Source organism: Pseudomonas sp. xss_2 (genome assembly GCF_043104195.1).
GTDB classification, from domain to species: Bacteria; Pseudomonadota; Gammaproteobacteria; order Pseudomonadales; family Pseudomonadaceae; genus Aquipseudomonas; species Aquipseudomonas urmiensis.
Genome location: NZ_JBICKL010000070.1, coordinates 17,632 through 30,733, shown reverse-complemented (window position 1 = coordinate 30,733; position 13,102 = coordinate 17,632). Strand labels below are relative to the sequence as shown.

General features: G+C 63.7%; 14 protein-coding genes. 8 read left to right on the top strand and 6 right to left on the bottom strand.

The features are described from left to right. Positions 1-2: 2 nt before the first annotated feature. On the bottom strand, positions 3-1,139 hold the full coding sequence (locus ACF8K2_RS17405; protein WP_392466362.1) for an NAD(P)/FAD-dependent oxidoreductase: 1,137 nt from the start codon (positions 1,137-1,139) through the stop codon (positions 3-5). Positions 1,140-1,252: 113 nt separating this feature from the next. Between ACF8K2_RS17405 and ACF8K2_RS17400 the strand changes: the two genes are divergently transcribed. After that, entirely contained in the window at positions 1,253-1,876 is a 624-nt protein-coding gene (locus tag ACF8K2_RS17400; RefSeq protein WP_392466359.1) for a helix-turn-helix domain-containing protein, read from the top strand. A 111-nt stretch (positions 1,877-1,987) separates the two neighbouring features. After that, positions 1,988-2,773 (top strand): sulfite exporter TauE/SafE family protein, encoded by a 786-nt coding sequence (locus ACF8K2_RS17395; RefSeq protein ID WP_186555039.1) that lies wholly within the window; start codon positions 1,988-1,990, stop codon positions 2,771-2,773. Positions 2,774-2,785: 12 nt separating this feature from the next. Here the strand turns inward: ACF8K2_RS17395 and ACF8K2_RS17390 are convergent, their stop codons facing one another. Beyond that, complete coding sequence (locus ACF8K2_RS17390; RefSeq protein ID WP_392466355.1) at positions 2,786-3,325, bottom strand: histidine phosphatase family protein; 540 nt, start codon at positions 3,323-3,325, stop codon at positions 2,786-2,788. A 129-nt stretch (positions 3,326-3,454) separates the two neighbouring features. On the opposite strand from ACF8K2_RS17390, the gene ACF8K2_RS17385 reads away from it, so the two are divergent. Further along, positions 3,455-4,045: a biliverdin-producing heme oxygenase gene (locus tag ACF8K2_RS17385; protein ID WP_392466352.1), complete on the top strand. Its 591-nt coding sequence runs from the start codon at positions 3,455-3,457 to the stop codon at positions 4,043-4,045. An 84-nt stretch (positions 4,046-4,129) separates the two neighbouring features. Then, positions 4,130-5,221 carry a pyridoxal phosphate-dependent aminotransferase gene (locus ACF8K2_RS17380; protein WP_392466349.1) on the top strand — a complete coding sequence of 364 codons (1,092 nt, stop codon included), beginning with the start codon at positions 4,130-4,132 and terminating at the stop codon, positions 5,219-5,221. A 114-nt stretch (positions 5,222-5,335) separates the two neighbouring features. Here the strand turns inward: ACF8K2_RS17380 and ACF8K2_RS17375 are convergent, their stop codons facing one another. The 4 genes from ACF8K2_RS17375 to ACF8K2_RS17360 form a co-directional block, all read right to left on the bottom strand. Continuing rightward, positions 5,336-5,665, bottom strand: coding sequence for a DUF3325 domain-containing protein (locus ACF8K2_RS17375; RefSeq protein WP_392466347.1), 330 nt, complete (start codon positions 5,663-5,665; stop codon positions 5,336-5,338). Beyond that, positions 5,662-7,185 carry a PepSY-associated TM helix domain-containing protein gene (locus ACF8K2_RS17370; RefSeq protein WP_392466344.1) on the bottom strand — a complete coding sequence of 508 codons (1,524 nt, stop codon included), beginning with the start codon at positions 7,183-7,185 and terminating at the stop codon, positions 5,662-5,664. Before ACF8K2_RS17370 ends, ACF8K2_RS17375 begins: the two co-directional genes overlap by 4 nt. Further along, positions 7,182-7,469, bottom strand: coding sequence for an iron transporter (locus ACF8K2_RS17365; RefSeq protein ID WP_392466341.1), 288 nt, complete (start codon positions 7,467-7,469; stop codon positions 7,182-7,184). Before ACF8K2_RS17365 ends, ACF8K2_RS17370 begins: the two co-directional genes overlap by 4 nt. Positions 7,470-7,615: 146 nt before the next feature. Next, positions 7,616-9,856: a TonB-dependent siderophore receptor gene (locus ACF8K2_RS17360; RefSeq protein WP_392466339.1), complete on the bottom strand. Its 2,241-nt coding sequence runs from the start codon at positions 9,854-9,856 to the stop codon at positions 7,616-7,618. A 276-nt stretch (positions 9,857-10,132) separates the two neighbouring features. Between ACF8K2_RS17360 and ACF8K2_RS17355 the strand changes: the two genes are divergently transcribed. Genes ACF8K2_RS17355 through arsH form a run of 4 tightly spaced genes read left to right on the top strand, consistent with a single transcriptional unit; the run spans position 10,133 to position 12,988 of the window. Continuing rightward, a complete protein-coding gene (locus ACF8K2_RS17355; RefSeq protein ID WP_392466471.1) occupies positions 10,133-10,483 on the top strand; it encodes a metalloregulator ArsR/SmtB family transcription factor in 351 nt (116 codons plus the stop codon). Positions 10,484-10,504: 21 nt separating this feature from the next. Continuing rightward, a complete protein-coding gene (locus ACF8K2_RS17350; protein WP_392466338.1) occupies positions 10,505-11,788 on the top strand; it encodes an arsenic transporter in 1,284 nt (427 codons plus the stop codon). A 15-nt stretch (positions 11,789-11,803) separates the two neighbouring features. Beyond that, the gene (locus tag ACF8K2_RS17345; protein WP_392466335.1) at positions 11,804-12,274 is read left to right on the top strand and encodes an arsenate reductase ArsC; all 471 of its coding nucleotides are present in this window, start codon (positions 11,804-11,806) and stop codon (positions 12,272-12,274) included. Between the two features lie 12 nt (positions 12,275-12,286). Further along, entirely contained in the window at positions 12,287-12,988 is a 702-nt protein-coding gene (gene arsH / locus ACF8K2_RS17340) for an arsenical resistance protein ArsH (RefSeq protein ID WP_392466333.1), read from the top strand. Positions 12,989-13,102: the final 114 nt, after the last annotated feature.

The window sequence follows — 13,102 nt, the reverse complement described above, 5'->3', positions numbered from 1 at the left end:
GATTACGGTTGCTGAAAACGTGCAGGGGACAGCAGCTCAGGCACTACCCCCTGGGTGGTCAAGCGGGTGCAGATCGGCTGGCCCAGCAGCAGGTCCGCCGCCAGGCGTGAGGCGCCCGCCGCCGACTGGATGCCGTAGCCACCTTGTGCCGCCAGCCAGAAAAACCTCGGCATGCCTGGATCAAAGCCAAGCACCAGATCGCCATCGGCCACGAATGAACGCAGCCCCGCCCAGCTGTGGCTGGGGCGACGAATCTCAAGGGTGGTGATGGCTTCGATGTTGTAGATGCCCAGCGCCAGGTCCAGCTCTTCTGGCGCAGCGTCCTGCGGCTGGACCGGGTCGGCGTTGGCCGGCGAGCCGAGCAACTGGCCGGCATCGGGCTTGAAGTAGAAGCTTTCGTCGACGCCGATCACCGCGGGCCAACGGGCGAAGTCTTGCGCCGCAGGCCCGGGGAAGGTGAAGGCAGTACGCCGGCAAGGCTGCAAGCCGACCTTGGCCACGCCACATTGCTCAGCAACCTGATCGGCCCAAGCACCAGCGGCGTTGACCAATTGCCGCGCCTTGATACAACTGCCATCGGCCAGCTCGACCTGCCATAGATCATCCAGGAAGTGCGCCTGGACCAACTCAGCGTTGCAGCGCAGCTCACCGCCTGCTTGGCGCAAACCACGCAGAAAGCCCTGGTGCAAGGCATGTACATCGAGGTCCATCGCGCCGGGCTCAAGTACCGCGCCTGCGAGAATCTCGCCACGCAGGCTCGGCACCAGGGCCAGGGCGCCGTCGCGATCAAGCAAGCTGACCTGGGTGCCATTGGCCAGGTTCTGTGCGTAGGTCGCCTTGAGCAGGTCGCGCTGTTCCACGCTGGCGACATACAGGCAGCCGCGAGGTTCGAGCAGCGGATGCTCGCAGAAGCCCTCCGGCGGCGCCTCATAGAACGCCCGGCTGGCGCGGGTCAGGGCCTGGATTTGCGGGGTGCCGTAGGCCTCCATGAACATCGCCGCCGAGCGCCCGGTGGAATGATAGCCAGGCTGCGCCTCACGCTCGAGCAGCAGGACTTTGCGCTGGCCAGCCAAGCGGTAGCCAACAGAGGCGCCGGCAATACCGGCGCCGATGATCAGGGTGTCGTAGATCTGGGTCATGCAGGCTCTCGTCACGATAATTATCATTTATGAGAATTCTAATATATGAGAATTTACGATCCCGCAAGTGTCCAAGGTAAGATGTTCGACCAACGCCGCCGATGAGAGCCCCAATGCCCGCCGACCAAACGCCTGCCCCAGAGCGCTCCCGCGCCCTACCCCTGCTTGATCGCGGCGAAGTCGGCGCACGCTTGCGGCAAGTGCGCAAATCCCGCCAGCTAACCCTCAAGCAACTGGCTGAACTCAGCGGCGTACCGGTCTCGACGTTATCGAAGATGGAACTGGCACAGGTCTCGGTCAGCTACGAAAAACTGGCTGCTGCGGCGCGCGCGTTGAATGTCGATATCGCCCAGCTGTTTCGCGCCAGCGGTCAGGTCAATGCGCCGTCGCCGGCGACCGTAGTAGTCGACTCGATCCCAGACGCCGCAGGCTACTCCACCGGCACCTACGACTATTACCCGATCGCCGGGGCCTTCCCGGAACGGCGCATGACCCCGGCCTATGCCCGAATCATCGCCCGCGAACGCGGCGAGTTCGACGATTTTATCCGCCACCCCGGGCAGGAATTCGCAGTGGTGCTGAGCGGCCGCGTGCGGATTGAATTCGAGACCGGCGAGGCGGTGAGTATCGGTCCGCAGCAGACCGCTTATTTCGACAGCCAGGTAGGCCACATCTACCTGTCCGAGAGCGAGGATGGCGGCGATGCGCATGTCATGGTGGTGATGACCGATCGCTGACTGCCTGGGCCAACAGTTATAACCTAATAACGAACAAGTCTATTTGGCTATAAAAAAATCTATATGCTGGCACCCATCCGATCACGGGCAAGTTGGGCAGTCGAGTAGCGTATGGATGTAGGTTCTTTCGGTTTCACCATTGCGGGACTGGTTGTGGGTTTCATCGTTGGCATGACCGGCGTCGGCGGAGGTTCGCTGATGACCCCGATCCTGCTCTGGTTTGGCGTCAACCCCGCTACCGCCGTGGGTACCGACCTGCTCTACGCCGCCATCACCAAGGCCAGTGGCGTCTGGGTGCATGGGCGCAACAAGAACATCGACTGGAAGATCACCGGCTGGCTGAGCCTGGGCAGCGTACCTGCGGCGGCCCTGACCCTGTGGTTCCTCAGCACCCTGCATGCCGACACCTCGGCGCTCAACGCGGTGATCAAGCAAGGCCTGGCGGTGGTGTTGATCCTCACTGCGCTGGCGATTCTGTTCAAGTCGCGCCTGCAAGCCTTTGCCAACCGCCACGCCGGTGACCACTACCACCTCAGCGACCGCAACCTGAACATCCTCACCGTGCTCACCGGCGTGGTGCTGGGCGTGATGGTCACCCTCACCTCGATTGGTGCCGGTGCCCTGGGCACCGTGGCGTTGTTCCTGCTGTATCCGTTCCTGGTCACCCGCCGCCTGGTCGGCACCGAGATCGCCCACGCCGTGCCGCTGACCCTGGTCGCAGGCCTTGGCCACGCCGGCATGGGCAACATGGACTGGTCGCTGCTGGGCTACCTGCTGCTCGGTTCGCTGCCTGGCATCTACCTGGGCAGCCACCTCACCGGACGTATTTCCGACAGCGTATTGCGCCCGTGCCTGGCGGCCATGCTGCTGATGATCGGCTACAAGCTGGCGTTCTGAGCCAACTGCCGTTCAGTTCAGACGCAGCCGCCACTGCCCGGTGAAGCTCAACTCCAGGCGTGACAGCGGCAACACATCGATGCGCTGGAACGACGCCAACGGGCAACCGAGCAGCTGCACCAGCACCGCGCGAATGACCATTGGGTGGGTCACCGCTAGCCACTGTCCTGGCACATCGAAGCCGGCCAACCAGGCGCCGACCCGCTCCACCAGCTGCGCGATCGACTCGCCGCCATGCGGGGCGCTATACGGGTCTTGCAGCCACTGAGCGAGGGCCTCGGGCTGCTCAAGCTGCAACTGCTTTAGCGCCAGGCCCTGCCAACTGCCCAGATCGCAGTCAGCCAACGCAGATTCGATAGAGGCCTGGGCGGCCAGCCAAGCTGCCGTTTCACTTGCCCTGCGTTCAGGCGCGCGCAGCACCTGCACCCCTGCAGCGGCCATCTCCAGCGGTTCGGCTAACGCCAGCACGGCATCCTCAGGGTGGGCCAAGCGCCCGCTCTTCTGGGCCTCGGTCAGGCCATGGCATATCAGGGTCAGGCGGACGGCTTTCACCGGTATCCTCTTCGAAAGAAAACGCGCAGATGCGTTAGCATGCCTGTTTTTCGCCAACCCTGTCGCGTAGCAGGAACGCCGCGCCAGGTTCGCCAGTCCAACCCTGGCACCTCATCGCAAGAGCCCAAGATGTCCGCCACTGCCAGCCATTACTCCAGCCCTCTGCTGCTCGCCCTGCGCGAGGGCACGCAAACCTGCCACAGGCGCCTGGAAGCCCGCCTGCCGTTTTTTTCCGCTGACTTCGACCAGGCGGCCTATCGGCGCCTGATGCAGGCTTATTTCGGCTTTCATGCGCCGCTGGAAGCACTGCTCGGCGCTTATCAAGAATGCGAGCGGGTCAAGACCCCAACACTGGTCACCGACCTGCTGGCACTGGCGATGACCCGCGCCGAGATCGACACCCTGCCGCTGTGTCGAGCGCTACCGCAAATCAGCGATCAAGCCAGTGCCATGGGGGTGATGTATGTGGTTGAAGGCTCGACCCTCGGCGGCCAGGTACTCAAGCGGGCGATGACCGAACGCCTGGCCCTTGGCGCAGACAGCGGCGCAGGCTTTCTCGATGTCTACGGCCCACTGACGGGCGCGCGCTGGCGCAGCTTCCTCGAACGGCTCGAGCAGGCGCCAAGTGGCGCCGAGGATCAAACGCGCACAGTGCAGGCGGCAATCGCCACCTTCGAGTGCTTCGAACAGTGGCTGGCGCAGCAAGGGGTGCTGCGCTAGCGCCTGCAAAGCCAAGTGCCACCATTAATCAGCGGCCCCTGCTCTCGTCCCTCATGTAACCAATGACAACAGGGAAGACGAAGCATGACCGATATGACGCGTCGCTCGTTGGTGGGCCTGGGCATGGCCCTACCGCTGCTCGGCCAGATGAGTTGGGCAGCACCACGTTCGCCAGGCACCCCTGCCGCCACCGGCCCGGTGCGCATCAACTTCAACGAAAGCCCATGGGGCCCGAGCAGCGCCGCGCGCCAGGCGATGCGCGAGGGCATCGAGCAATGCGGCCGCTATCCCTACGACGCGCAGTACCGCCTGATCGACGAATTTGCCGCGCAGAACGCTCTGCAGGCGGATCAGGTGCAAGTGTTCTGTGGCTCGAAGCTGGCGTTGCAACATGCGGTGATGGCCTTCACTGGCGCCAGCAGCCTGGTGGTGCCCGAGCCCTCTTACGAAGCCCCGGTCGAAGCGGCTTTGAGCCGCGGCACCGAGGTGCATCGGGTTGCCCTGGATCGGCATCATGCGCATGACATCCAAGCCATGCTGGCCGCCGACCAGGCGCCCGGGCTGATCTACCTATGCAACCCCAACAACCCCACCGGAACCCTCACCCCGCGTCGCGACATCGAGCGCTTGCTGGCAAACAAGGCCAAGGGCAGCGTGGTGCTGGTCGATGAGGCGTACATTCACTTCAGCGATGCCCAAAGCTGCATCGACCTGGTCAAGGAGCACCCCGAGTTATTGGTCCTGCAGACGTTCTCCAAACTCTACGGCATGGCCGGTGCACGCCTGGGGCTGGCCATCGGCCAGGCGTCTTTGTTGCAGCGCCTGGAAGTCTATGATGGCGAGAACGTCGCTGCGGCGCCTACCCTGCTCGGCGCGCTGGCCAGTTTGCACGACCGCCAACTGGTGCCTGAGCGCAAGGCCGAAAATGCCCGCCTGCGCGATGCCACCATCGCCTGGCTCAACCAGCGCGGCTGGCGCTGCACCGCTTCGCAGACCAACTGCTTCATGATCGACCTGCGGGGGCCGGGCAAGCCGGTGGTCGAGCGCCTGGCCAAGGAGGGGGTATTGATTGGCAGGGTCTGGCCGAGTTGGCCGAACTGGGTGCGGGTCAGTGTCGGGAATGAGCAGGAGATGCTCAGGTTCCGCGAGGCGTTTGCCAAGGTGACCGTCAGTTAAGACTCTGGCACTGGCGCTGCCCGCTGCGGCCCGCTCCCACAAGAACCACCGCTGAGATCTCGTGGGAGTGGGTTTACCCGCGCAGAGGCCGCCTCTGAGCTGAAAAAACGTGGCTCATATCAACATCTGCAACCCCCCCCACACCGGCACCGCCACCACCAGCCCCACCGCCAGCTTGGGCCAATAGGGCAACAGCATCACCAGCACCATCGCCGCCAGCGAAATCACCCCAAACCACGCCACCGGCCCCATCGCCCAGCCCCAGGCCTGGGCGCACAACAGCAAGCTGATCGCCAAACCCAACCAGCCCGCTGCGCGCAGGGCCAGGCGCAGGCTGCGCGGGCAGGGTCGGTTCCACACCTGCTTGAAATGTCGCTCCAGCCCCTGGCACAGCCCGAGCATACCGGCATAGGCGAACAGCAAACTGCCGATAATCATCGTCATGCCTGAGCCTCCACCTGGCGCCTGACCCTGACCGGCGCAGGCTTGGGATGAGCGACTCGCCAGGCTGCCAGGGCCAGGCCTAGGCCGAGCACCAGCCCGGTCACTTCGACGCCGATGCGCAGGTTATCCGCGGCGCCCGCCAGCATACCCAGCACGCCCAGTCCGGCGCACAGCAGCGCGCTCAGCGCCAGTTGCTCGATCCAGGCGCGTTTGGCCGGACGCACGCCGGCATGCAACAACGCCAGCAACCATAGGCCGAAGAAGCTGCGCACTTCCCATGCTTCACGGTGCGCCAGCTCCGCCGGCAACAGGCGGCTGGCCCACAACAGGCCCACGCACGCCAGCAACAGCCCGGCGATGAAGCCGACGTTGCACACTTCAGCCACGCGATACCAGCGGCGCGCCGAGGCATCGGCATTGGCATTGGCGTACTTGCGCCCGCGTTTGACGCAGAACAGCACCAATCCGCTGGCAATCATCGCGCAGCTAACCAGCCCGCAGATGAAGTACAACCAGCGCATCGGGTAGCCGCCGAACTGGGCGAAATGCAGGCCGGCCATCACCCGCTGGGTCAGCGCTGCCGGGCGTAGCTCAGGGACATCACTGAGCAGCTTGCCGCTGACACCATCGAATACCAGTGCGTTGCCCTTGGTCAGGGCGATGCGATTACCCAGCACCGGACGGATCTCGACGCGAGCACCTGCAGTATTGGGATTGCGAATGTTCAGCCCACCAATCGGCCCCAGGCGCGCTTCGGCCTGGGCCAGCAACGGCGCGACATCGACCAGCTCACCCGGTTGCTTGGCCAGCCGGCGTGGTTGTTCCATGCGCGCATTGCCCTGGGCTTGGAAGTACGCCCGAGTATCACCCTCGAACAGCGCGTCCACGCCAGCCGGGATGTAGATCAGCATGAAAATCACCAGGCCGGTGTAGGTGATCATCAAATGAAACGGCAGCAACAACACGGCGCTGGCATTGTGAAAGTCCAGCCACGAGCGCTGGCCCTTGTCCGGGCGGAAGGTAAAGAACTCCTTGAAGATCTTCTTGTGGATGACGATGCCGGTGATCAACCCGGCGAGCATCACCAGGGCCAATGCACCGACGACGAAGATGCCCCAGTTGCGCGGCAAATCCAGGGTGAAGTGAAAGCGGAAGAAGAAGTTGCCGCCGACGCTGTCGCGTACCGCAATCGGCTCGCCCGTCTGCGGATCGAGCTGCACGCCCACGCCATGGCGACGATCGCCAGTAGACACCCTCAGCCCCGGAGCACGCTCGGTAGGCAGGCTGATGCCCCAGTTGCCGGCGTTCGGTTCATGGGTCTGCAGGTAGGCGATGGCGCGCGTGGCGGCATCGGCCTGGGACACCTCGGTGGCCGGGATTTCCGGCTGCATCCAGTGGTTGAGCTCCTTGTCGAACACCGCCAGGGTGCCGGTGACGAAGATGGCGAACAACAGCCAGCCGAGGATCAGCCCGGCCCAGGTGTGCAGCCAGGACATCGATTGGGTGAAGGTGTTTTTCATGCCAGCCACCCTAATGCCTGTGGCCAGAAGCCGATCAGCATCAACGGCGCGGCCAGCGCCAATGGCGCCCAGGCACGCAGCGCGTCACGGCTGGCGAAGGCCCAGAGGATTGCCAGGGTGTAGAAAATGAAGGCCGGGAGTGTGGCGACCAATACCGCGTCGGCAGGCGACAGCGGCAGGATCCGCGCCAGGCAGGCAGTAGCGGCGTAGCTGAAGGCATAGCCGCCAAACAGGGCTGCGGCGCTGCGCGAGAGGATGCGCAACCAGGCGGGGGATTCACTCATCAGAGGTTCCTCTTAAGCATGAGAGGGGCTGCCGTGCAGCCCAATCGCGAGACAAGCCCGCTCCCACGCCAGCCCGGTAGTTGCGGCTGGCGTGGGAGCGGGCTTGTCCCGCGATTGGGCCGCAAGGCGGCCCCCGTTAGCGATGATCAGAACGAGATGTTCAGCGAAGCAAACACCGCACGCCCCGGCTGGTTGTAAGTATTGGCCCCCGAGCTGCTGGCATTGCCGCCGCGCAGGATCTGCTTGTCGAAGACGTTGTTCACCCCAACCCGCACGTCATAGTTCTGGTTGAACTTGTAACCGGTGCTGATATCCACCAGGCCGTAGGCTTCGACGTCCTGCTGGGCGTCCTGGTCGTAGCTCTGCTGGGTGCGGTAGTTGTAGGTCGGCGACTTCTGCTTGCCGAAGTAGGTGCCGGCGACCTGGAACGACAGCTTGTCGGTTGCACGCCAGTCCAGGGTGGTGTTGACGGTGTACTCAGGAATCACCGACAGCGGCTCACCGGTTTCGCGGTTGTCGTTGTCGAGCATCCAGGTCAGGTTGGTGTTCCAGTCCAGGCTTGGGGTCAACTCCATGAAGAAGTTGCCTTCGATGCCTTCGACCCGCGCTTCACCGGCGTTTTCGAACTGGGTCACGCGGCGGCCGTTGTTGATGGCGTAAAGCACATCGGTGCCGCCGATGATCTTGTTCTTGTAATCGTTGCGGAAGTAGGTCGCGCTGGTACGCCAGGTGCCGCGGTCGTAGAGCAGGCCGATTTCCTTGTTGACGCTGATCTCCGGCTCGAGGTCGGCGTTACCCTGCAGGTAGCAACCTCCGGAGTTGGTCTGCTGCACGCTGCACCCTTGACCACGGCTGTAGAGCAGGTAGTTGGGGTTGTACTGGTACAGGTTCGGCGTCTTGTAGGCCCGGGCGATGCCGCCTTTGACGGTCAGGTGATCGGTCAACTTGTGCGACAGGTTCAGGCTTGGGCTCAGGTTGTCACCGAACTCCTCGTGGTGATCCAGACGCAGGCCGGGGGTGACGGTGGTGTCGCCGACGATGATGTTGTCCTCGACAAACAGCGCATAGCTCTTGGCCGACATCTTCGAGTCGCTACGGTCAAAGCCATTGATGACGTTGTTGCCGTTACCGCTCGGATCGAAGCTCTGCGGCCGGAACGAGCCCTGGTCATTGAGGGTTTCGTAGAGGTATTCGCCGCCCAGGGTCAGCACGTGCTCGGTGCTGCCCATGGCAAACGGCAGGTTCACTTCGCTGCTCAGGCGGGTGTTGCGCAGTCGCGACATGGCAGCGCCGCTGTCATTGATCGCACCTTCCGGGCCGCCGGCCAGGCCTTCGTTCAGGCGCCAGTTACGGACGTACTCGTAGGCCAGCACGGTCTTGCTGGTACCCCAACTGAAGTCGCCCAGGTGGGTCAGGTCGTAGGTATTGCGCTGCATCACGTTGGTCTCATGACCATACAAGTCGGCGATCAGTTCAGGGTTGCCACCACCGTTGCTGTTCATGGTGTCGCCAGCGTAGATGTTGCCCTGGCGGCTGTAGCCGGCGCTCATTTCCACGCGGTGCTCATCGTTGAGCTTCCAGCTCAGCAGGCCATTGATGTCCTTGTTGCGCACGCCTTCGCGGCCGGCAACCGTCGAACTGCCAGCATGATCGGCGTTGATGTCCAGGTCATCGGCATCGGTCTTGGCCAAGCCCCCGTAGACCCGGAAGCCGAGGTTATCGGTCAGCCCGCCACTGAGGTTGAAGTTGGTCCGGCGGCTAACGCCCTCGGCGCTGTCTTCAGGCATCTGGGTGTAGAAGTTGACGCTGCCCTTGAGCTCGTCGGTGGGACGCTTGGTGATGATGTTGACCACCCCGCCCATGGCCCCCGAACCATAACGCGCCGCTGCCGGCCCCCGCAGGATCTCGATGCGCTCGACCGCCTCGGCCGGTACCCAATTGGTTTCACCGCGGGTGTCACGATCGCCGTTCCAGCCGTAGCGCACTGCGTTGCGGGCATTGGAGGGCTTGCCGTCGATCAGGATCAGGGTGTTTTCCGGGCCCATGCCGCGCAGGTCGATCTGGCGGTTGTTACCGCGCGCACCGCTGGCGCTGTTGCCGGTCAGGTTGACCCCAGGCTCGCGGCGAATGATGTCGGACAGGTCATTGGCGGGCGGGCGACGCTTGATGTCTTCTTCAGTGATGATCGACGACCCCAGGGCCTGGCGGGCCTCACGCTCGGCGGTTACCAGAGTGTCCTGGATCACCAGCGCATTGCTGTCGACCGGCACTTCCAGCACCTCGGCAGACTGCTGCTCCTGGGCGTTGGCCGCAGTCGCAAGCATGGCCGGCGAGGCCAGCGCTACGAAGGCTAGGGCCAGGCCGTTGGGTGAGGTTCTGGATTGCATCGACACATCTCCTGATTCATGGACGAAGGCCACGCCCAGCACCAGGAAACCGGAAGACTCACGCCCACCGGCCTCACAAGCAAGCTTGGGGGCCAATGGGACGGTGAATATAATGATTCTCAAATAGGTTTAAATCTTATTTACGAAATTTACAGATTGCGCGGGGAACTTTGCTTGCCTCCCCCGCGCGGCGTAGCCAGCACAAGACCCTTGCTGATAGCAGCAAGGCCTGACTAATATACGCAAATCCGTATATTCGAATTTACATATATGTCTATGACTACCCTCACGCCTCCCGAGCTCTTCAAGTCCCTCGCCGACGAGACCCGCACTCGCGCCACCCTGCTGATTGTCGAGCAAGGCGAGCTGTGCGTCTGCGAGCTGATGTGCGCGCTGAACGACAGCCAGCCCAAGATCAGCCGCCACCTGGCGCAGCTGCGCAGTGCCGGTATCTTGCTCGACCGTCGCCAAGGGCAATGGGTGTACTACCGCCTTAACCCTGCGCTGCCGGCCTGGGTCCATACCGTGCTGAGCACCACCTTGCACGCCAACAGCGCCTGGCTCGAAGCCGACAGCGCCCGCCTGCAGACCATGGCTGGCCGCCCCGCGCGCGCCACCTGCTGCTAATGCCACGCCGAGCCTAATGCCATGCTGATAGCCGCCGCCGTCTTCGTGTTCACCCTGATCCTGGTCATCTGGCAGCCCAAAGGCCTGGGCGTTGGCTGGAGCGCCAGCATCGGCGCCCTGCTCGCCTTGCTTGTGGGGGCAGTGTCGCTGCACGACATCCCCGCCGTGTGGGCGATCATCTGGAACGCCACCGCTACCTTTATCGCCATCATCATCGTCAGCCTGCTGCTGGATGAGGCTGGCTTCTTCGAATGGGCGGCGCTGCATGTGGCCCGCTGGGCTCGCGGAGATGGCCGGCGCTTGTTCGCCTTCATTGTGCTGCTCGGCGCGGCGGTCTCGGCGCTGTTCGCCAACGATGGCGCGGCGTTGATCCTCACGCCAATCGTGATGTCGATGCTGATCGCCCTGCGCTTCTCGCCTGCTGCGACCCTGGCCTTCGTCATGGCCGCAGGCTTTATCGCCGACACTGCCAGCCTGCCGCTGGTGGTGTCGAACCTGGTCAACATCGTCTCGGCGGATTACTTCAACATCGGTTTCAACCAGTACGCAGCAGTGATGCTGCCGGTGAACCTGGCGGCGGTAGCGGCAACCTTGCTGGTGCTGCTCTGGTACTTTCGCCACGACATTCCGGCGCGCTACGCACTGGACGAATTGAAAGACCCTGCCCTGGCCATCCGCGACCGAGCGACCTTCCGGGTGGGCTGGGTGGTACTGGTCGGCCTGCTCGCGGGTCTGTTCATCCTTGAGCCGCTGGGCATCCCGGTCAGCGTCGTGGCCGGGGTCTGCGCGGCGGTGCTGTTCGCCGTCGCCGCCCGCGGCCATGTGATCTCAACTCGCCGGGTACTGCGCGAAGCACCCTGGCAGATCGTGGTGTTCTCGCTGGGCATGTACCTGGTGGTCTATGGCCTGAGGAATGCCGGGCTGACCGACGCCTTGGCCCGCGTCCTCGATGCTCTGGCCGGACATGGCCTGTGGGCCGCAACCCTGGGCACCGGGCTGATTTCGGCGGTGCTCTCGTCGGTGATGAACAACCTGCCCAGCGTGCTGATCGGCGCCCTGTCGATTCATGCCAGCGACGCCCACGGGGTGGTGCGCGAGGCGATGATCTACGCCAACGTCATCGGCTGCGACCTGGGACCGAAGATCACCCCCATCGGCAGCCTGGCCACCCTGCTCTGGCTACACGTGCTGGCCCGTAAAGGCGTGCGTATCACCTGGGGTTACTACTTCAAGGTCGGCCTGTTGCTGACCCTGCCCGTCCTGCTTATCACCCTTTCGGCCCTGGCCTTGCGCCTGAGCGTCTGATCACTGGAGTCCCGCATGCGTATCTTGTTCATGTGCACGGCCAACAGCTGCCGCAGCATTCTTTCCGAAGCCCTGTTCAATCACCTGGCGCCACAGGGTTTTAGCGCCGTGAGCGCCGGCAGTTTTCCCAAGGGCGAGGTGCTGCCACGTAGCCTGTTCACCCTACAGCAGGCCGGTATCGCCACTGCCGGCCTGGCCAGCAAAGGCAACGAGGCGTTTGCCGACAACCCACCGGATATCGTCATCACCGTCTGCGACAAGGCCGCCGGTGAAACCTGCCCGGTGTACTTCGGCCCCGCCATCAAAGCGCATTGGGGGTTGCAAGATCCTTCCGAGGTGCAAGGCGACGAGGCGACCATCGACGCCGCCTTCCGCGCCACCCTGGCACGCATCGAGACGCGCTGCCGCGCCTTCTTCGCCCTGCCTTTCGCCCAGCTCGACCCTGCTGCGCTCAAGGCTGAACTGCAACGCATTGGCACACTTTGATCTGGAGGCCCGATGAACCCTGACTTGCCCAATCTCGACCTGAGCCTATTCGATACCCCGCCGCAGTTGAGCCAATCGAGCAGCCACAAGCCGCGCATCCTGCTGCTGTACGGCTCGACCCGCGAACGCTCGTTCAGTCGCCTGCTGACCGAGGAAGCTGCGCGTCTGCTGGAGCACTTCGGTGCCGAAACGCGCATCTTCGACCCTAGCGGCCTGCCGTTGCCCGACGACGCTCCGCTCGACCACCCCAAGGTGCAAGCGCTGCGCGATCTGGTGCTGTGGTCCGAAGGGCAGGTCTGGTGCTCGCCCGAGCGTCACGGCGCGCTGTCGGCGGTGTTCAAGGCGCAGATCGACTGGATCCCGCTCAGCCTTGGCGCCGTTCGCCCGACCCAGGGCAAGACCCTGGCGGTGATGCAGGTGTGCGGCGGCTCGCAGTCGTTCAACGTAGTCAACCAATTGCGCGTGCTCGGCCGCTGGATGCGCATGTTCACCGTCCCCAACCAGTCCTCGGTGCCCAAGGCTTACCTGGAATTCGACGAGCACGACCGGATGAAGCCCTCGCCGTACTACGACCGGGTGGTGGATGTGATGGAGGAGCTGGTCAAGTTCACCCGCTTGCTGCGCGATCATGCGCCGGAGTTGGTGGACCGCTATTCGGAGCGCAAGGAAAGTGCCGAGCAGTTGTCGGCGCGGGTGAATCAGCGGGCGATTTGAAGTCGGTAAGTTCGTGCCTGCCTCTTCGCGGGCAAGCCCGCTCCCACAGGCTTGGCGTGTTGCTAAAGATCGCCCCTGCACCTGTAATGGGCGAGAGGCCGGCACCAACCCAGC